The 17,632-nt window shown below is 41.5% G+C and carries 22 protein-coding genes; 1 reads left to right on the top strand and 21 read right to left on the bottom strand.

What is annotated here, in order from left to right:
- Positions 1 to 105 precede the first annotated feature (105 nt).
- From FBF61_RS32010 to FBF61_RS31935, 16 genes are all read right to left on the bottom strand, one after another.
- On the bottom strand, positions 106 to 1,029 hold the full coding sequence (locus tag FBF61_RS32010) for a hypothetical protein (RefSeq protein WP_138485074.1): 924 nt from the start codon (positions 1,027 to 1,029) through the stop codon (positions 106 to 108).
- 9 nt (positions 1,030 to 1,038) lie between these two features.
- The gene (locus FBF61_RS32005) at positions 1,039 to 1,500 is read right to left on the bottom strand and encodes a hypothetical protein (protein WP_138485073.1); all 462 of its coding nucleotides are present in this window, start codon (positions 1,498 to 1,500) and stop codon (positions 1,039 to 1,041) included.
- A gap of 236 nt (positions 1,501 to 1,736) precedes the next feature.
- Complete coding sequence (locus FBF61_RS32000) at positions 1,737 to 2,174, bottom strand: DUF6705 family protein (RefSeq protein WP_138485072.1); 438 nt, start codon at positions 2,172 to 2,174, stop codon at positions 1,737 to 1,739.
- A 3-nt stretch (positions 2,175 to 2,177) separates the two neighbouring features.
- Complete coding sequence (locus tag FBF61_RS31995) at positions 2,178 to 2,423, bottom strand: DUF3127 domain-containing protein (RefSeq protein ID WP_166444668.1); 246 nt, start codon at positions 2,421 to 2,423, stop codon at positions 2,178 to 2,180.
- Positions 2,424 to 2,432: 9 nt separating this feature from the next.
- Complete coding sequence (locus FBF61_RS31990) at positions 2,433 to 2,870, bottom strand: hypothetical protein (protein ID WP_138485070.1); 438 nt, start codon at positions 2,868 to 2,870, stop codon at positions 2,433 to 2,435.
- Entirely contained in the window at positions 2,867 to 3,406 is a 540-nt protein-coding gene (locus FBF61_RS31985) for a conjugal transfer protein TraO (protein ID WP_138485069.1), read from the bottom strand. The genes FBF61_RS31990 and FBF61_RS31985 overlap by 4 nt, the downstream gene beginning before the upstream one ends.
- Entirely contained in the window at positions 3,403 to 4,332 is a 930-nt protein-coding gene (gene traN, locus FBF61_RS31980; RefSeq protein ID WP_138485068.1) for a conjugative transposon protein TraN, read from the bottom strand. The genes FBF61_RS31985 and traN overlap by 4 nt, the downstream gene beginning before the upstream one ends.
- 13 nt (positions 4,333 to 4,345) lie before the next feature.
- Positions 4,346 to 5,719 carry a conjugative transposon protein TraM gene (gene traM, locus FBF61_RS31975; RefSeq protein WP_138485067.1) on the bottom strand — a complete coding sequence of 458 codons (1,374 nt, stop codon included), beginning with the start codon at positions 5,717 to 5,719 and terminating at the stop codon, positions 4,346 to 4,348.
- Between the two features lie 146 nt (positions 5,720 to 5,865).
- Positions 5,866 to 6,486, bottom strand: a complete 621-nt coding sequence (locus FBF61_RS31970; protein WP_138485066.1) for a conjugative transposon protein TraK — start codon at positions 6,484 to 6,486, stop codon at positions 5,866 to 5,868.
- 201 nt (positions 6,487 to 6,687) lie between these two features.
- Complete coding sequence (locus FBF61_RS31965) at positions 6,688 to 7,878, bottom strand: TraJ family protein (protein WP_138485065.1); 1,191 nt, start codon at positions 7,876 to 7,878, stop codon at positions 6,688 to 6,690.
- A 10-nt stretch (positions 7,879 to 7,888) separates the two neighbouring features.
- Positions 7,889 to 9,082, bottom strand: a complete 1,194-nt coding sequence (locus FBF61_RS31960) for a hypothetical protein (protein ID WP_138485064.1) — start codon at positions 9,080 to 9,082, stop codon at positions 7,889 to 7,891.
- Positions 9,083 to 9,102: 20 nt separating this feature from the next.
- Positions 9,103 to 11,622, bottom strand: coding sequence for a TraG family conjugative transposon ATPase (locus FBF61_RS31955; RefSeq protein ID WP_138485063.1), 2,520 nt, complete (start codon positions 11,620 to 11,622; stop codon positions 9,103 to 9,105).
- Entirely contained in the window at positions 11,619 to 11,921 is a 303-nt protein-coding gene (locus tag FBF61_RS31950; RefSeq protein ID WP_138485062.1) for a DUF4133 domain-containing protein, read from the bottom strand. Before FBF61_RS31950 ends, FBF61_RS31955 begins: the two co-directional genes overlap by 4 nt.
- Positions 11,922 to 11,930: 9 nt before the next feature.
- Positions 11,931 to 12,347: a DUF4134 domain-containing protein gene (locus tag FBF61_RS31945; protein WP_138485061.1), complete on the bottom strand. Its 417-nt coding sequence runs from the start codon at positions 12,345 to 12,347 to the stop codon at positions 11,931 to 11,933.
- A gap of 2 nt (positions 12,348 to 12,349) precedes the next feature.
- Complete coding sequence (locus tag FBF61_RS31940) at positions 12,350 to 12,667, bottom strand: DUF4134 family protein (protein ID WP_138485060.1); 318 nt, start codon at positions 12,665 to 12,667, stop codon at positions 12,350 to 12,352.
- Positions 12,668 to 12,736: 69 nt separating this feature from the next.
- Entirely contained in the window at positions 12,737 to 13,075 is a 339-nt protein-coding gene (locus FBF61_RS31935) for a DUF4134 family protein (RefSeq protein ID WP_229215321.1), read from the bottom strand.
- Between the two features lie 84 nt (positions 13,076 to 13,159).
- On the opposite strand from FBF61_RS31935, the gene FBF61_RS31930 reads away from it, so the two are divergent.
- Complete coding sequence (locus tag FBF61_RS31930) at positions 13,160 to 15,142, top strand: type IV secretory system conjugative DNA transfer family protein (protein ID WP_138485059.1); 1,983 nt, start codon at positions 13,160 to 13,162, stop codon at positions 15,140 to 15,142.
- Here FBF61_RS31930 and FBF61_RS31925 read toward each other — a convergent pair.
- From FBF61_RS31925 to FBF61_RS31905, 5 genes are read right to left on the bottom strand one after another with little or no spacing between them, the layout of a single operon-like run.
- Positions 15,135 to 15,500, bottom strand: coding sequence for a hypothetical protein (locus tag FBF61_RS31925; protein ID WP_138485058.1), 366 nt, complete (start codon positions 15,498 to 15,500; stop codon positions 15,135 to 15,137). The genes FBF61_RS31930 and FBF61_RS31925 overlap by 8 nt on opposite strands.
- Positions 15,475 to 16,008, bottom strand: coding sequence for a M23 family metallopeptidase (locus FBF61_RS31920; protein ID WP_138485057.1), 534 nt, complete (start codon positions 16,006 to 16,008; stop codon positions 15,475 to 15,477). Before FBF61_RS31920 ends, FBF61_RS31925 begins: the two co-directional genes overlap by 26 nt.
- Entirely contained in the window at positions 16,005 to 16,193 is a 189-nt protein-coding gene (locus FBF61_RS31915) for a hypothetical protein (RefSeq protein ID WP_138485056.1), read from the bottom strand. The genes FBF61_RS31920 and FBF61_RS31915 overlap by 4 nt, the downstream gene beginning before the upstream one ends.
- Positions 16,190 to 17,278: a relaxase/mobilization nuclease domain-containing protein gene (locus FBF61_RS31910; RefSeq protein WP_138485055.1), complete on the bottom strand. Its 1,089-nt coding sequence runs from the start codon at positions 17,276 to 17,278 to the stop codon at positions 16,190 to 16,192. Before FBF61_RS31910 ends, FBF61_RS31915 begins: the two co-directional genes overlap by 4 nt.
- Positions 17,275 to 17,625: a plasmid mobilization protein gene (locus FBF61_RS31905; protein ID WP_138485054.1), complete on the bottom strand. Its 351-nt coding sequence runs from the start codon at positions 17,623 to 17,625 to the stop codon at positions 17,275 to 17,277. Before FBF61_RS31905 ends, FBF61_RS31910 begins: the two co-directional genes overlap by 4 nt.
- Positions 17,626 to 17,632 lie beyond the last annotated feature (7 nt).

Here is a 17,632-nt window from a genome sequence, read left to right as displayed (position 1 = left end):
AAAGATATAGCGGATAGCCCGACCGCAGGGGTTTCCCTAGACCGAAAAATAAAAAAAATGACCTGAAAACGATCAGGCCACTTTCCGGAACACTTTCATCAACAACTATACGGTCATTGCCGGTGCCTGTGCTTTTGTCTGTTCCTTCACTGCTAGTTTCTCGACCTGCCGCTCTGAAAATTGACTGTTCGCGTTCGTTAGAAGCCCCTTCTCTTTGCCTTCCATACTCACGGTTTTATCCTTCTGGACTGTAAATTTTGTATTCTGGTGGTCGCTGTAATCTCCTACCAATAGTTTCAATTTGTCCTGATTTGTCAGGTTATTGCCTTGAATCTTGTCTGGCACAGACTCTAATTGCTTATCAAACTTCTTGAAAAGGTTCGTCGCGTGCCTGTTATTTTCCAATTTCCCCTCCTGAAAAGCCTCCTTAACCTCCTTTTTTTCTCTTGAGTTCAGCGGCTCGACAACAATTGGCTTAATTTCTATTTTCTCTTTCTTTTCTTCTTCATTTTTTTTTAACTCATCTGCTTTACTTCCCTCCGTCTGCTTATTTTTTTCCGCGATAAAATCCTTGTGTGGCATCACTACTTTAACGCTTCCATCTTTAATATTTTTTGCTAGCTCTGAAATTTCAGTTTCTAACTTGTTGTCTGTTCGTTTCCAGTTTCCCGCATCCTTTTTTAATTCGATGTAAGACAATTTGTTTTTATCCTGCCTATCAAAGCCAAAAGTTTTATCATCCTTTCCAATCATCTGCGGAGCCTTAAAATTGGTCTCAAACTCCTTCCTGTTACTTTCCAGCATAAATGACTTCGACGGCATAAGTATCTTGATTTCACCATCTTTTATTCCTTTAATCAGGTCCGCGGGGCTGGTTTCAATTTTGTTGTCAGTCCTTTTAAATTTCTCATCTTCACCTTTTTGCAGCTCGACATAAGAAATTTTATTAAGCTCTTGTTTATCAAGCCCGTACGTCTTTTGGTCTTTCCCGATTATCTGTGGCGCGTCAAATTTGTTATTAGAATCCATAGTCTGAAATTAAGAATGTAAAACAAAAGGCTTCTTGTCAAAGACATCTTGCCGGTACAAATGTGCCTCGCTATCAGGAAAATTATCGTAATATTCTGCTATAAGCTCGATTGCATTTTCTAATGAATTTGGCGGCGTTTTCGTTTCCAAAAATTTGTGAGTGGCCTGTATCATATCTTTCATAATATCTTCATTTGGCAAAAAATCAGGAAGAAATTGGTAGGAATCAAAATGATAAAATATATTAATTCCGTCGATACTTGTAATATAAATAACCTCCCTTATTGGAAATCCATTTATCCTCGTGAGGTCAATAACTCGGTGCCTGTTATCAAGTAATTCAGTTTCAAAATGTTCAATTTTTGTCAGGTATTTATCGGCCTCTTGTTTCCATTTTGCGTAAATCATCCAAAAAATATGTACAAAACCAGTAAGCAAGGCCACAAGTATACCCATTTCCGAAAATGCCATAATTGAAATGCAGTAGTTATTAAATCAATTATTATAAATTCGCTCCGCAAATTTGCGTGTCCTCCGATAGTAAATATTGGCGTAGTCCCACTTAATTCCATGCGATTTTAGCCATAAAATGGCTTTATTTGTGTCATGGACGTAGTGTAAAAACAAAACCTGTTTGTCAACAGGTTTTGTACGAACATCACTATCCTTTACAAAAAAGGTCATTGAAAAGTCATTCTTAGCACCCTTCATTGCCCAACCTTTAAATACTTCGAGATTCCTAGTTCCAGATACGTTTTTCCTGAAATTACTCGGTAGGTTATCGCTGCTTTCCCAGAAGTATAGGAAGAAGTGATATTTACCAGCGGCTGGAAGGTGGCCGATTTATCCCAGGGCACGAAGTTGGCCGGTAGCAAGGCCTGTGCTTCATATACGTCCTTATCCAGCGCATACGTTCCTGCCAGCATCACGTAGTGTTTGAATACGTAGGCTGTGCCTTCCTTTGCCACAACGATCTTTTTGTACGGCTGATTATCAACCGTATAAACCCACTCACCTATAAAATTATCAAGCGAGGTAGCCGCTCTTTCCGCCTTGGTATCAGCGGATAAGTTACTATCAGGCTCAGGGGTATCTTTTGAGCAGGAAACAAATACAAGGGCCAAAAAGACGAGTAATGACTTCATTTTTTAAAGGATTTTAGTGATCGTTAAATCTGTAAAAAAGCGGTCTTTGCTTTCGCGGCTTTCGATCCTGAACTCGACATCGATCTCGCTTTCCAAAACGAGTTTAGGGTCGGTGCTTAGATCGTTCCATAATTTGAAAGCCACGTTTTTATCATTCACAAGGCCAGAAATCCAGCGCACTTGTAATGACTTGCCAGACGACGTAACAGTCTCCGGCTCTTTCATTGATTTGATTGTAAGTTTGGTCAAAAACATGGTTTAATCAGTTGTTGTGAGGTTTAACTTAGTTTCTTTCGTTACCGATCTGATCGTAGTTTCAACGGTGATTTCGTGTGTTCCTTTAACCTCTGACTGATATTTAAAAATAAGTAGAAAGTTGTTAAAGTCCGAATACCTGACGTTAATTTTGTCGTCGTTGTAAAGGGTATCCCCCTTGACAATATATCGACCAAAATTGTTAGAACTGAACTTCAAAGTAACATTATCCAGCTTGGTAACATTCTCAAACGGTCTGAGATAGATCGTAGGTGAAGTGCTGTATTTGTTCGACTCTTTATCGTATTTAAACAAGCTGGATGCTTCTGAAAGCAGGTTATAATCTGGTTCGGATATGTCCTGCGGGTCGATGTCTACTGCTATATCTTTGTTGCAGGAAAACAAAAATACTGTGAGGAAAAAGTATAGTAAGTTTTTCATTTTAAATGGATTTTAACGCCTATATATGGATAGGTTGAGAATTTTTGATAATTGGAAAGAAAATTGTAAGTAACCCTCGTACCAATCACAATAGGCGAAAATTCGTACTCCGCACCGGTGCCCAATCCCAAAATAAAGGCTGATTTAGAACTCACGTAGTTAGGACCAAAATATTCCTGATCTCGGTTGATAGATTCATATCCAAAATCAATGGTACCTAACATTTTAAATGTGCTTCTTAGATCGGCACTTGAAAAAATATTCAATTCCTGCTTAAACGATGCTTGGTATTTTTCAACCGGGATCAGGTTGCCACTAAGTTTTTTGGCATAGGTAAAGGCGACCCCTCTTGTGTTGAGCTTCTTGCCGTATTTGCCATATTCTATTTGCAGAAAGAAGTTGTCAAAGTCTGGGTGAATCAGTTTGTCATATCCACCGGCATTAACCTGTACATAATGCTGATTTTTGATATGAACCTGCGCGCTGACAAAGGACGAGCAAAGCAGGACGAAGGAAGCGATTAGTATCTGTCTCATTTTTTAAACGATTTAGCCTTGGAAACGATTTTCGAGTTTATAGGAAAGCGCAAATGCCGTCCTCCTTTCACTTCGTACACCTCAAAATCGAGTTGCTTGTCGCTTGAAATTGTGATTCTGGGCATGGCTATTACAAAACTCTTGCTTGTGCCATGATCCAAAATGTCAATGTTATCTAGCAAAACAGTGGTCAACTCTTCTTCCTGTATTACTTGCCGTTTTGCGCCTTCAACATCACGAACGTAGACTTTAACAAAGTCCACAGGATAGGTAACCCCGGAATAGTTATGTATAGTCACAGCCATGTATATCAGAGAGTTATCCATGTAGATATTATCTAGGAATGCGGATACATTATGATTTCTTACCCCAATGTTCTGAATGGATTTTTTGGAACTCAGGATGTATGCAAACCGGTCTCTTATTTCCTTCTCAGAAAGGTTGACGTTCGGAATGAGAAAATCAGATTTGTGGAAAGTGGACGCGTTGAAAGAACGTGAAACGATCTTGTCAGATTCGTAGTTTTTTTCAACGTTGATATTCAGGATTTCCGGCGTTTCTTGGTAGTTGACGATGAATGAATATAGATCGCCCCCGGAAGTTAAAACGGTTAGGTTTGATTCCTTGAAACCTTCATCAGTGATGGCCTTCACCTTTAACACGTTGTTGAACGAAGGAGTGATTTCGGTGATGATCTCAGGTATACCGGCATCAACTTCTTTGATCTGGGAAGGAAAGATGATGTGGACCGTCTTCGTTGAGTTTATCCCTACCGGGTGGCTCCCTTTGATTGACATTTTGGCGATAGGCAAAATGTAGTTATTATGCCTCTCAGCGTTTCTAACGTTATCCGGGTTGGCAGGTTGCAGTTGAGCAAACAGGGAAACCGGGATAAGGAAAGCGAAGATAAAAGCGTACTTTTTCATGATTTAAAGTCTGTTAATAATTTGAAATTGATTCGGTTTCGTCGGTATTTTCCAGCTCTCCGGCTGTTAATAGGACTTTGTAGTTCGGTTTGATGGTTACCCGGACGGTTTGCATTTTCCGTCTCGCAAATTGCGAAGCTCCTTGTGTAAGCGTTCTGGCGACATCGGTCGCTACCTGCGTACCGATCTGGTTTCTCATAGAACCTTGTGTCCAGACAGAACCTTGCAGGGGTCTTGAACCGGCTTCGGCGAGTTCACGGCCAAGTAGGTTCTTATCGACCAGATTTGGAATATACAAGCCTTGTACCCCGTCGATGTCGTAGGCGATCATCTTCACAGGAATGACATTATTGTTGATCCTTACGGAGCCTATGACGATGTTAACGCGGTCTTTGGATATACGGACTGTGCCTACCAGTAGAGAGTTTCTTGGTAGAAGCGTTTTAACGTTACCCATAGATATATACGTCGCTGCCAGCAGACGTAGCTTTACGGTTGAACCGTTCTGAACCTTGATGCCATCACCGTTTCCGTGAATCACGGCAGGGATGTAGCTATATTGATTCATTGTTTCTGCTTCCAATGAGCGGGATTCGCTATAAAAACCGGTGCTAGTAGCCTTGGCAATGGTATTTTCGTTGGTTGCCGGTTGCAGGCTGTTGGCCGCAGCTTTGGGTTGTCCAGGATAAGCCTTTTTAGGTTTAACTGGCATCGGATCACCGTACGCTGTCGGGATCACACCGGATGGTGTATTTTGAGCGTTGGAGGCTTTTTCTAAACCGGCAAGAACGGCCTTGGTCATTTCTGCATTGTTCTGGCGTTCCAGCTCGGCGAGCTTTTCCTCTCTGATTTCTTCCTTCGACTTCTTGAACATAGGAGTTTCAGGGTTGGCATCGTAGGCTATTTGTCGGCGTGCCGCCGCAATTTTGCGTTGATTTTCTTGGTTCATTTGCGCCTTAGTCTTCATTTTAGGCGTACTTCTTGGTGCGCTGATAGGGGCATGAACGTTACCGGCCTGACGGACTTCCTCGTAGTCCTTTTCGGTTAGGTTTTCGTTTGTTCTGCGCTTATACTGGTCAGGTTCGCCTGTTAGATCAGAAATGCCGCTGTCATAACTCTCGTCGGCTAGTTTCCGCTTATAGTCCCTGCCGTATTTGCTCTTTTCTTCCTTTCCTTTGTTTTTGGCTTCAAGGGGCATGATGTTTTCCAGATCGGTATTTTCTTCTGCCGTTTCCTTCTTTCCCATGCTCATATTAAAGAATATAATACCGCCTGCTAAAAGTAAAACAGCACAGAGCATGATTAGCAGCATTTGACCCTGCTTCTTCTTTTTGGAATCTAAGTCAATATCTTGCTGGTTATTGTTTTGGCTATTTAAATCGCTCATAGAGATAATGAATAATGATGTTGTAGATAATTAAAGCGGCTGTGATCCCAAGAACGACGTAGGTTTTATTATTTGCCTTGTCAAGTCGTCTTGCAAGCCGGTGCTCTATTAACAGGTGATTATTGATCACCCTAGGCCATAGTTTTTTAATTCGCATCTTCTAATGAGGTTTTCGCGTCCACTGAAGAGAATTTAAAATCGCGAATCATCAAACCGTTAGGGCTGTTTGTAGTTCTTACCACATCTTCAAGTCTACAAGTGGATGTTCCTCTCTTGACAGATTTACCGGTAGCGCGGGTTTGGTAGATACGGAAAATCGTCTCAGCCGTGTAGGGATACGTGGAAGTGTTAACCAGAATCGTATCAATCTTAACTGTCTGATTCACATTACCTTGAATCATATTTCTGAAAAAATTCCGCTCGATCAAATCGTCGTAAAGTCTCTTCACGCTTTCATCACCCAAGTAAAAGGCTTTTTCCATATTCAAATCAACGGCCTTTGGATCAGGCGAAATTGTAAAAAACAATTCATGGAAACGGTCAAGTTGATAGCGTATTTCAGCTTGCCTGTTTTCGTTAACAGTAGACACCATTGCTTCAAATTGTTTGTCCTTATTAACTACATATATTCGCTTTGTAAAATCATTTGTAACCTGATTGGCGAAAACAATTGAAGCGATAGAGATAATCACAAAACTGACAATTGAAATTATCGTTAATAGTCTCTGATGTTTGAATTTCTTATCTATTTCGAATAGCTTTTCCATTTTTCTTTGGTTTTAAGTTAACTTCAATTGATGCTCCGTTTGAACTGTACACGTAGGTTCGAGCCATCGTCTTTTCGTAGGACTTGTAGTTTGTCACTACTATATACAGCGTGATCATTGCGCCGATAGCGACGATACTGGTACAGGCCATCAGCCATATACGGTATGCATAGACCAGATTGTTATTGTAGTATTTCATGGTTAGGCGTTGGTTGGTTTTCCGGCCTTGCTAGCCTTACTAATTCCCTTCACAGCTCCGACCGCTGCGCCTCCCATAGCACCGAGTGTACTGGCTACTGCCTTACCTGCTGTGGTTTGGCTGGAAAGAACAGCTCCGCCAACTAGCGCGCCCTGGGCTGCGCCTCTTGCTGCTCCTGTTGTTGCTCCATTTGATATCCTACCAATTTTTTCAGCGGCATTAGTCATACCTCGTGAAGCGGTGCCAGCGGCTTGATTCACTGTTCTGGTAGAACCTGCCATGATGGAACCTACGCCGCCGATATTGACGAGCATTGCCGTCATAGAGGGCACAAAAAGGTAACCGACCAAAGACAGGCAAAGAATACCGATGTACGCAAAGCCCAAAAATTCGGGATTCTGGGTATCAGAACCGGAAACAACGTCAGCCGGATCGGAGCTAAGGTATAGGTCAAGCAAGCCGAAAGAGATTGTTGAATAGATCGCCGCAACTGCCGGAAGCAATGAGAAATTGACATATTTACCGAACCAATGGATCATGTTGTTTGTGAATCCGGGGAAGATGGTAAGGGTTATAGCAATAGGAAATCCCATCTTCAATATCAGCCGGTAACACAAGCTCATAAGTAGTAGAGCTGCTTCGGCAACGTACATGAGCGTGATCAAAAGGTTTTGAATCAACAGGACCAACGCAATTTTAATCTGATCGGTTGATCTTCCCATCATGAGCTTGATATCGTCACCGATTGGAAATATCCCGCTGTCGTCTTCGGCACGTGTGTTACCAAACGTCTGTTCGTAAAGTGCTTCATCGTTGCCGATTTTGTCCCATTTCTTATCGATGGCATCTTGCATCTTCTCGGAGTTCTTTTCAATGCGCTCGGCGATCTTAGCATTTGATCCGTTCACGGCTTCCCTGATCTCTGTTGAAACCTTGTCTATTCCTTCTGTAATAGTTGGAGAAAGAGGGATCAGCATCAGAACAAGGAACGGCCTCATGTAAGGGAGGAAGTTAATTTCCTCGTTGTAGTAAACCTGTTTGATCAGGTTGCCGAAAATGTATAGGGTTGCACCGATCGAAGCAATGATATTGACTTTTGAAACGATCATGGCCGAAATCTGCTCGGTCATTGGTATCATTTCATTGTAAATCTGATTGATCAGGCCGATTACCCCTTGTCCTATATCTTCCATTTTGAAAATGCTATTGTGGGTTGTTTTTCAAATATTCGGCTTCTGCGGCCTTCATGATGGCGTCGAAACTTTGTGCGAGTTCCTTACACTCTTGGATTTTATATTCTTCTTCAAGCTGCTTGTCAATACCATATTCCAGATATAGTTCTTTTGCGAGAAATTCGACCTGCATCTGAAATATCTCGGGCGTGATACGCTTGCCGGAAGGATCGTAGATTGCGAGAATCTCGTTTTCGAGCATATTCTCCAAGTTAATGTTGCCCACGACAGACATAGAACCGGCTTGCTGATAACTCGCGCTATCACCTGCGATAATGTTCATCTGACTGTTGAAGTTTTGTTGTGCGCTGGATTTGCTTTGAAAAAATCCATTCTTTGCAGTCATCTGATATCCTTGCTGCAAAAGTTTAGTCAGAGCATGGGCCTCCATTTTCTTTGCTTCGTATTCCTGACGTTTGTAAAACATCTGGTTCCTGAACTCGCATTCGCGCATTTTCTTTTGAAAATCTTTATAAGCCTGTGTTTCATATAGATAATCGAGAGGAATGGTAAGCGAGTCGTTGTATTTATCATCGTATCCTTTTGTCCCAACAATAGCACCGACCCCACCGCCGAAATATCCTTTTGGTACAGTTGCGGCAAATTTGTAAAGGTTTGATGTCGCGGTTACATCTGCTTTGGATGCTGATCTTCTGATAGAAGCGCCCTTGATACCTTCAAAATAGCGGGTAATTTTGCCTTCAAATGCAGATACCTTCATGTAGGTATCATCTAACCATTTTGCGCGCTCAGCATCAGTCATTTGAAGTACACCGCCGGACGCTGTTGTAGCTGATTTCATGTCCTTGATCAACTTCGTAGCTTCTGTGGTAAACATGCCCACATCTTTCGACATCAATTTATACTCGACAGGATAGATGTGCCCATCCTTCGCGATGGCAGCAGAATAGGTATTTAGTTTTGATGTAATGTTTGTAACCGATGTAATGATCTCGCTTCCCCGGTGAAATTGGCGAACCGCTGACGTTACCTTTTTTAATTTCTCAATGTTCGAGACAATTGACTTGAATGAAGGGTCTTGAAACATTTTGATAAGCGTGGTAATGGCCGTATGAATAGGGTCATTTGTTACCATCTGGGCGCTAACGTTCAGTGTTGAACTGCCCATAAAAAGAATCACGAGAATTGTAACAATCTTTTTCATGATAGTTGATTTTTAGTTTGTTATAAATTTTGATCAGCCCACATTATGGAAGCCTCATACAGGCTTATTTCCTTCTCAGCCGATAGATGCCGTATTTCATCTACTTCGGTTGGCTCCGTGGTAAACAGGCTGTAAGCGTGTTTGCTTACTTCGGTTCCGTATACTTTGCAGTGCTTACCGAGGATGATTGCTAGCTCCTTATAGCTTCCCCGGCTGTGTGACGTTGGCAGTTCTTTGTTGATCGAAAAAATCTGTGGGATATTTGAATTAGAGATTTTGAATAGGTTGAAAATTGTTTCGGGATCTTCCTCGTACTTATTGATATCCATAATGATTTTGATATCAGTGTTTTGTATGATGGTTTCCTTGATAATTTCAGACTTCAACAAATCCTCAATTTCTTGGGTAATTACACCGATTGCGCCGAAGTGCTTACGGGCTGTTTTAAATGCCCAAAGAAGAAATGTTGCAAAGAAATCACTTGAAATAGCCTTCCATGCTTCTTCAATAAAGAGCACTTTCAAAATACCGCGTACTTCGAACAGCTTAGTAATGAACGTGTTGGTGATCATCAATGTGATGATTGGCAACAGGATCGGGTGATCCTTGATATTGTCCAATTCGTATATTACAAAAGGATGGCGTGAAAGATCAATCTCTTCTTCACCGTTCAAAAGGTAGTCGTACTGACCACCATCATAGAAAGGCAAAAGCACGTAGTGAAAATTGGTCAAATCAAATTCCTTGTTATCACGCCCTCCCTGCTTTTCAAAAATTTCCGGAAATACTTTCTTGGTATAGTCATAGAATGTATTGAAGCACGGTCTAATATATTCAGGCGACTTTTTAGAGTACTTGGCATTATGTTTTGACAAGTGATCATAGTAGCCGGTAACCATGTTGTAAAGGGTTACTTCTTCTGCTTTGGTAACTTCCTCGGATTCTTTTTTATAGAGAAGAAAAAGAATTTGAACGATAGTTTGTTTAAACTCTTCCTTCAATTTGGAGGCCTTCAATTTGTCAAGCCCTGTGGTGTTGACTTCTGTATAAAAAGGGTTCAGAGAAATCGGGTGATCCTCAGTATGCTCGATGTATTTCGCTCCCAAGATTTCGCCCAGGCGTTTGTAGGAGTGACCAATATCGATGATGCTGATATGAGCACCTGAATGTCTCAGGTAGTAAATTAAGTTGTTGTTAGCAAATGACTTCCCAGAACCGGAAGGCCCAATAATTGTGAAATTTCTATTAGTAATTAAACCATCCTCCCGCGGCTTAAAGAACAGGTCAACGATCCGGGGAGTGCCGAAGCGGTCTGTTAAAAGCAGACCGTTTGTCTGGTAGGGCGAATGACGGTAATTCGTTTCAAGACTATACATGGATACAGCATTTGAAAGGAAACACGTCACAAAGTTGTCACTTCCAAGCTCCTGCGCGTTTCCGGGTATACTGGACCAGTATATCTGCTCGGCGAAGGTCGTAGCGATTTTGGCGGTAAACTGTGCGTTGGATATTGCACCGGAAGTGATCTCCTTGTACTCTGCGAGTACGTCAAGGTCTTCATGGAAGATTTGAACATTGAAGTGAGCCTTAACAGCTATCTCACCGTACTTCATGGTGTCCATAAAGCGGGTCTTCTGCTCAAATGAAAATGTATTGTCGCGGCTCCATTGCGAAAAGCTCAAATGACGCTTTGTCTGTTTGGTCTTTTCAATGATCAGCTCAGCCTGTTTGGTGATGTAGAAAACCTGATTGTATACGTGGTTAAACGGCAGGTTGATACCAAAGGAAGAGCCGAAGGAAATCGGCATCTCCGTTGTGCTGCTGAAATCGCGAAAAGCGACAACAGGGGCTAATTCGGAAGGAAACTGATCAAGGTCGTTTACTACGAATGTGTAGGTATTCTTATTTCCGATCTTGAAGTTTGAATTTTCCCGGTTGATATCATAGATATTGGTATCGTCGAATGCCAACGTAAAGTAATAGTTTAGCAGTCCGGGCGTTTCGCGAGTTCCTACAATTTGATCTCTGTTTAGCCTGGACAAGCGAACAGCTTTGGTCTGGTTGATGGCCGATACAAACGACGAAACCTTTTCCTGAAAGCTGGCTAGTGCTTTGGGGTTATTCAGGCTACGGGGTACTAGGCTCTTCTTAAACAAAGAACTAGCGGCAGAATTACGCTCTGCGGGGTCTGACGAAGGCAGCGTAATATAAATAAACCCTCTGTGGTTGGTAAATGGCCTGTCTTTAAAGTGCCTTTCATTCTCACGGATAATGGTATCACCATTATCATTGTAAGAGAAATCCGGCTTATATCTGTCCTCGATGAAGAAATCTTGTTTATGAATAAGAAAGCCTTCACCTAATGATTTCGATGCACTCATGATTGCTTCTACAACCGCTGAATAGCTTCCCTGACTGGTAATAAATACTTCGGGGTAATCTATCGCAAAGAAATAACTGATATCAGCATTCTTACTAATAACTAAGCCATCGTCGGACACCTGTAACAGGGGAAATATATCTTCGATCTTAGTTCTCATTTTTTGATCATTTTAAAGAATTGTTGATTCTGAACAATGGCTTTCGGCGCTTTGTGGGATTTATGAATATGACCAAACTTCTTGTTCATTTGCATTTCATGTTTTATGTAAAAGAATCCACCGGTTCCAATTCCAAACATGACGAAAAAGAAAAGAATAGAATTAAGCCCAAACCCATAGATAATAAATGTCAGAGCTACCAGTATCAATACCATAGCTATTAGGCGATTGAAGTACCGACCTTTGAAACCAAGAAATTCGATTTCATCGTCAGCACCTTTTACTACTTCTTTTATCATAGCAAATGATTAGCTTAAAACTGATTCAATAATTAAACCGAAAGTGAATAAGAAAAAAAGCGAGGCAACCCAACGATAAACAAGCTCTGTAACATCATCCCCGGTGGTGTATCTGTGGTAAATGTGAATAACGGCTACGATTGCTACGATAAGCCCGATTGTAATTGCTGCGCTGTGTGTTTCTTTGGCGAACATTCTCGCCGTACCGATCGGGCTATAATCTCCCGCATTCCCGGCAAGAACCAAACCGTAGATCATGTGATTCATGATCACAGCTAAGGCCATGCCGCCCATCCATGTAAAAATTAGCGGTATTACCGCCTCTCCCCTACCCCACTTCTGGTATATTCTGAACCCCGATGCAACAGCGGCGATAGCCACGCCCAGAAATGCCATTTCCTGCACGGTATAGTATAAGTTCATCATATCTATTCAAAGTTAAATTCTACCCCCCCTGTTCCTACCGGGTTTGCCGCCATCCACGCTTTAAGTCCAGCTAAAAGCACTATACACAGTACCATTCCAAGCATCCATCTGGAAATTTCAGATACAGTGTTTTCACTGCTTCCTGATTGCCAGTTGCTATAAATTCTATAAGCGGTCAGAATCGCCAGGATCGCCAGAATTGTATAGGTCAGGTTCACAAAGACATTCATATTACTTGCCAAGGGCTCTGTGACTAGGTTTTTTATCCATCCATCAGATTCGGAGGTTCCCGTTAAGTCAAGAGCTAATATTGTTTGCATACCATTGAAAATTTTAGGGTGGCAAAATTGAACTAGTTCGATCTTGCCACCCGGATAAAGGAATAGTTTTTAGCCGCCGATGAACATCGCTCTAACAACTGTATTAGCCACAAGCAGGAAAAGCATCGCACCAAACCAGCCCATTGCACCGGACATAACATTGTCCTTGCCTTGCTGCCAGTTGGTATAAACCCGAAATGCGCCAATAACGCCTACGATGGCCGCCGCCACATAAAGAACAGTCGTAACAGGATCGAGATACTGCTCCAAATCTCCAGTCAAAGCATCCAACGCAGCGGCTCCCTTAGCGATACCACTGGTTTGAGCAAACACCGCATTAGATAAAGCGGATGCAACAACCATTGCCAGTGAGGCAAACATTCCTTTGAGTAATCGTAACCTTTTCATAATTGTTTTTAATTGTTTTAAAGTACGTGGCAAATATAAAAAACTATTTATATTTGGAACAAAAATTTTTTAAACAAAAATCCAATGGAAAGCATAAAAGAAAAGGAGTTTGGAGCCTCCATTCACTATCTAAATTTAGGCGTAATAATCTTATTATCAGTAGTATTAGCATCAGTTGAAGGTATCACAAGAGGGGTTATACATCTCCCCTATTTAGGCGAAAAATTGTACTATCTTTTTCTAAAAAACCCCCTTTTTTTTGAAAAAAAATTTTTGGCGTCGTTGGTGTTTATTAGTTTGATCTTTTTGGCAATGCAGACACCAGCCAAGCCAGACGTAAAGGCGACCCGGAAAAAGGGCGACTTTTATCTGCTACTCGGCCTGTTCGCCTACGTGGCAATACTGATCCTTGATATTCCCGGGAAGAACTATTATCTATATACGTTAGTAGCTTTACTCCTTGTGATGTGCATTGCCATGATCAACGGAGGTGTCAATTTCAATAGCATGGTTTATGTGCCGGTGAAAGACGTATTCAACAACTACAACGAGCAGTTCCCACAAAATGAAAAATTGATAGAAAATGAATTGAGCGTTACTTATTACCACCAATATCAATACAAAAACAAATGGCGGTTAGGAGTCGTACCGGTAATTGCACCCGACCGATCCGTACTTATTTTAGGTAGCCAAGGTTCTGGTAAAACATATACATTGTTTAACCCTGCGATCTATCAGCAGATAGAAAAGGGCTTTTCACTTAATGTTTATGATTATGCTTACCCGGATTTAAGCCTGGTCACTTTTAATGCAATGATGGCCGCACTCAAATCGAATAAATATACATGGGGTAAGACAGCCGACAATGAGCCGGTCATACCCGAATTCAATTGTCTTACGTTTGAAGATTTGCGCCGTTCAAATCGGTGCAATCCATTTCAGGAGCGTTATATGTCTACAATTGACGATTGCAATACAATGGTCAAAACATTGCTCTTCAATCTTAATAAATCGTGGATAAGTAAAGAAGGGGATTTCTGGGCAGTGTCTGCGGTAAACCTGTTGACATCGTATCTATGGTTCCTGCGGATCATTGAGCGCAACAACCCGGATCATGAGGTTTTATCAAAGGTGTGTACGCTGCCTCATGCAATCCAATTACTAACGGTGGATATCAACGATGTCATCAACGCCATTTCATGTGAACCGGAATTGGATGCCTATTCAAATATGTTCGTTCAGGGTTTGAAGAATCAGGCGGGATCTCAAATCGCTGGACAGATTGCTTCAACGCAATCGTCCCTGGCTCCGCTATCATCTCCTAACGTCACATGGGTGATGACTGAGAACGATATGGAACTGGAAATTAACAATCCCGACAGCCCGCGGGTTATAACAATGGGTAATTATACTCTGAAAGATGCCGTGTACGGCGCTGCGATCTCGGTGTACAATTCTGTGATCATGAAGCGTTCCTACCTTTACAGAGATCGAAAATTTGCGTTCTTCCTTGACGAGCTGCCTACCATCTTCGTAATGGGCTTGGACAACTACATAGCAACGATCCGAAAGCACAAGGGATGCGTCTGGATGGGTATTCAGGATATGGAACAGTTGGTGAAGAGTTATGGCCAAAGCTCGGCCAACATTATTGTAAATACTGCCGGTACTGTGATGGTGGGCTTAGTGAATGGCTCGACTGCAGAACGAGTTTCAAAAATGTTCGGCAAAACAGAGCAGGAAAACTACTCTGCTAGCTTCAACAAGGACACATCAGTAAGTTTCAATACTCAGGCAAAAGAGCTGCTTCCTGCCGCCAAAATCAGCGGACTTACACAAGGTCAGTTTGTGGGGAAAGTAGCGGACCGGTACGAGTCTCCAATTGATCTGAAACTCTTTTCGGGTCAAATGATAGTCCCTTCCATTGAACCGGTCACAAAGGAGCTGCCGTTAAAGTATAATATCACTGAACAAGAAATGGAAAAGCTTGTCAGTGATCACGCAATTAAAGTAAGAAATGACATCAAAGTGATAAAGGATTATTGCATAGAGACTTACGTTAGTTGATCCGTAAGGCATGTATATTGATGTTCTTATAACTGTAAATTAAAATTCCTTCCGGGGGGGTTTCGTCAGGAACCTCCTTTTTGCTTTTATAGAAACTTGCAAGTGAAGCACCAATATCGATGTTATTATCTTCAAAAAACTTGAACATCCCTTTTATGTTCTTGAAACCCAACACCTTAGACTTATTCGTAAAATCGTCATTTCTCAGGCTCCAATACTGAAAAGCATTAGGGAATTTATCCGAAACTTCTACGAGTATTTCCGTATTCGTCCCAGGCGAATCGACAGGAAAGAAACGGCGGCTACTGTCGTTTTTCTTAATGGCATATTTCCTAATTTGTACTAGATATATTATCATAAAATAAAAGAATAAAATACAGCGGGTTTAGACTCAGACCGTTACGCTTTACCTCATAATGAATGTGTTCGCCGGTCACTACACCAGTAGCCCCAGATTGCCCAATCAGTGACAATAAGTCTACCTTTTGCCCGACTTCTACAAAGATAATAGACAAATGACCATATAGCGTCGTGTAGCCGTTGCCGTGATCAATTTCTACAAAATTACCGTACCCCTGTGAAAATCCCGCCGATTTGACTACCCCGGAAGCGGTCGCAACCACGTCAGCACTTTTAACCGAAATGTCGATACCATCATGATGCCGGACACCACCCCACTTTGGATGAGTGCGGTAACCGTACAATGATGAGATAGCGAACTTGGAGATTTTGGTGGTTGGAAGTATACAAGGTATGTGCAATGCTCTGAGCGGCTCCCGCCTGTACAGCTCTCGAAACTCCCGCTTAATTGCAAGCTCGTCATTGGGATTGAAAACCATTGCTAAAAATAAAGCTAACTCTTTCATTTCCAATTGAATTTCTCTTTCAAACGTTTCTCTGGTACCCCATTACTGCCAGTGAACAACTGCATAGCCTTGACCTTCGGCTTGGGATCGGCTTTTTTGGCCTTCTTCACATTGACATTCTGGACGATAAAGTACAGGGCGAATAAAACGACTGCACAAAAGATGGCATAAGTTGCAAGTGTCATAGTTCAAGATTTTTAGATTGTGACTGTTGTTTTGATCCTTTGTTTTTTAATAAATAATTCCTTCCTCTCCGCCTTCGCTTCATACCATATCGATCGGTTAACTCCTTGTCATTTGAGTTGACCGTTACAATGTTAAAAGCCTGATTTTTATCTAGTTTCGACGTTGCTTGATTTTCGTCAGAACCCATCAGGGTGCTAACAATGTTTTTAGACTCTCTTTTTAAATTTAAGTCGCTGGCCTCCTGCCCTTTCTTCGATTTGCCCTGGCGAAATTCCTTCTCGCCGCTAGCTATCTGCTCCTTTCCCTTCATCAACTCTTTCTCACCAGATTTTTCATTTCTATTAAGGAAGAATACAGCATGCAGGTCCTCTGGTCTGTATATCTTCTTATCAATTTTTACCCGATCATCTTTCAAAAATTCAGGCGTGATCCTGTTAGATTCCAATAGTTTGTTAAGGTGGTGAAAGTTTTTAGCAGATTTTAGAATCTCCGAATCATTACGCAGTTTCTTAATGTCATCATCTTTCGATCTGATCTCTAAAACTCCTTTGGTTAAAGCAACCTCTTTTTGATTTTTAACTAGTGTCAACCTGTTTTTTAATGCTAATGCAACGCCTCTTTCTACCGTCTTATTATTTAGCTTCCAATCGTTTTCCTTCTTAAAATTATTTTGTACCTTATGGTATATAATATGAAAATGTGGATTATTCGTGTCCTTATGTTTTATAGCAACAAACTTGGTTTTTTCCAATCCGGCTAACTTGATATAATCGTCCAACATTTTGTTCATACCATCATCTTTGAGTTTCTCAGAATCCTCCTTTGTGAAACTCAAAATTTGATGGCCGATCAAGTTATTTTTATTCTCAGGATTTTCAAGCAGATATTTAGACGTTCGCTCGTTAAATTGTTGCTTCAATTCTAGGATGCCTTCTTTATCCTGAGCTGAAAAGGGTACAAGCAAATCATCGGAGTAACGTACTACTTCGGCTCCTTTGTCTTTGTGTTCCAATTCTCGCCCCTCAAAAGCGTAATTAATAAGACCATCAGAAAACTTACCGGACTTCAAATTCCTAGCAATCATTCCTTGAATTTTTTGAGTTCCTTCTTGATCTCACGTAGTAATTCCTTGGCTGACTGCTCCACGCTCTCAATACCTGCCGCGTTCGCTCTATATGCAATTTGGTTCAGGTTGTTTGCCATGCCTACCAGTCCACGTTTCAAACTTAATTCTTCTTCCGTAAATGGTGCAATTATTCCAGATTCAAGAATAGCTTTACTACAATATTCCGAAACCGTCAGGTGGATCGCCCTGGCTCGATCTGCTATCTCCTTCGCCTGCACTTTCGTTACTGTAAAGGCGATGGTTTCCGACTTAATAGTGCTCTCGGATTTCTTCGGGCGACCGGGTTTCCCTTTTGATATTTCCATATATAGA

This window comes from Dyadobacter bucti (assembly GCF_005869225.1).
GTDB classification, from domain to species: Bacteria; Bacteroidota; Bacteroidia; order Cytophagales; family Spirosomataceae; genus Dyadobacter; species Dyadobacter bucti.
Note: the sequence above shows the minus strand (reverse complement) of the source record. Positions and strands in the feature narration are given on the sequence as shown.

Coding starts and splice junctions, on each gene's coding strand:
- FBF61_RS32010 (WP_138485074.1), bottom strand. CDS start 1,029: ATGGATTCTAATAACAAATTTGACGCGCCACAGATAATCGGGAAAGAC.
- FBF61_RS32005 (WP_138485073.1), bottom strand. CDS start 1,500: ATGGCATTTTCGGAAATGGGTATACTTGTGGCCTTGCTTACTGGTTTT.
- FBF61_RS32000 (WP_138485072.1), bottom strand. CDS start 2,174: ATGAAGTCATTACTCGTCTTTTTGGCCCTTGTATTTGTTTCCTGCTCA.
- FBF61_RS31990 (WP_138485070.1), bottom strand. CDS start 2,870: ATGAAAAACTTACTATACTTTTTCCTCACAGTATTTTTGTTTTCCTGC.
- FBF61_RS31985 (WP_138485069.1), bottom strand. CDS start 3,406: ATGAGACAGATACTAATCGCTTCCTTCGTCCTGCTTTGCTCGTCCTTT.
- traN (WP_138485068.1), bottom strand. CDS start 4,332: ATGAAAAAGTACGCTTTTATCTTCGCTTTCCTTATCCCGGTTTCCCTG.
- traM (WP_138485067.1), bottom strand. CDS start 5,719: ATGAGCGATTTAAATAGCCAAAACAATAACCAGCAAGATATTGACTTA.
- FBF61_RS31970 (WP_138485066.1), bottom strand. CDS start 6,486: ATGGAAAAGCTATTCGAAATAGATAAGAAATTCAAACATCAGAGACTA.
- FBF61_RS31965 (WP_138485065.1), bottom strand. CDS start 7,878: ATGGAAGATATAGGACAAGGGGTAATCGGCCTGATCAATCAGATTTAC.
- FBF61_RS31960 (WP_138485064.1), bottom strand. CDS start 9,082: ATGAAAAAGATTGTTACAATTCTCGTGATTCTTTTTATGGGCAGTTCA.
- FBF61_RS31955 (WP_138485063.1), bottom strand. CDS start 11,622: ATGAGAACTAAGATCGAAGATATATTTCCCCTGTTACAGGTGTCCGAC.
- FBF61_RS31950 (WP_138485062.1), bottom strand. CDS start 11,921: ATGATAAAAGAAGTAGTAAAAGGTGCTGACGATGAAATCGAATTTCTT.
- FBF61_RS31945 (WP_138485061.1), bottom strand. CDS start 12,347: ATGATGAACTTATACTATACCGTGCAGGAAATGGCATTTCTGGGCGTG.
- FBF61_RS31940 (WP_138485060.1), bottom strand. CDS start 12,667: ATGCAAACAATATTAGCTCTTGACTTAACGGGAACCTCCGAATCTGAT.
- FBF61_RS31935 (WP_229215321.1), bottom strand. CDS start 13,075: ATGAAAAGGTTACGATTACTCAAAGGAATGTTTGCCTCACTGGCAATG.
- FBF61_RS31930 (WP_138485059.1), top strand. CDS start 13,160: ATGGAAAGCATAAAAGAAAAGGAGTTTGGAGCCTCCATTCACTATCTA.
- FBF61_RS31925 (WP_138485058.1), bottom strand. CDS start 15,500: ATGATAATATATCTAGTACAAATTAGGAAATATGCCATTAAGAAAAAC.
- FBF61_RS31920 (WP_138485057.1), bottom strand. CDS start 16,008: ATGAAAGAGTTAGCTTTATTTTTAGCAATGGTTTTCAATCCCAATGAC.
- FBF61_RS31915 (WP_138485056.1), bottom strand. CDS start 16,193: ATGACACTTGCAACTTATGCCATCTTTTGTGCAGTCGTTTTATTCGCC.
- FBF61_RS31910 (WP_138485055.1), bottom strand. CDS start 17,278: ATGATTGCTAGGAATTTGAAGTCCGGTAAGTTTTCTGATGGTCTTATT.
- FBF61_RS31905 (WP_138485054.1), bottom strand. CDS start 17,625: ATGGAAATATCAAAAGGGAAACCCGGTCGCCCGAAGAAATCCGAGAGC.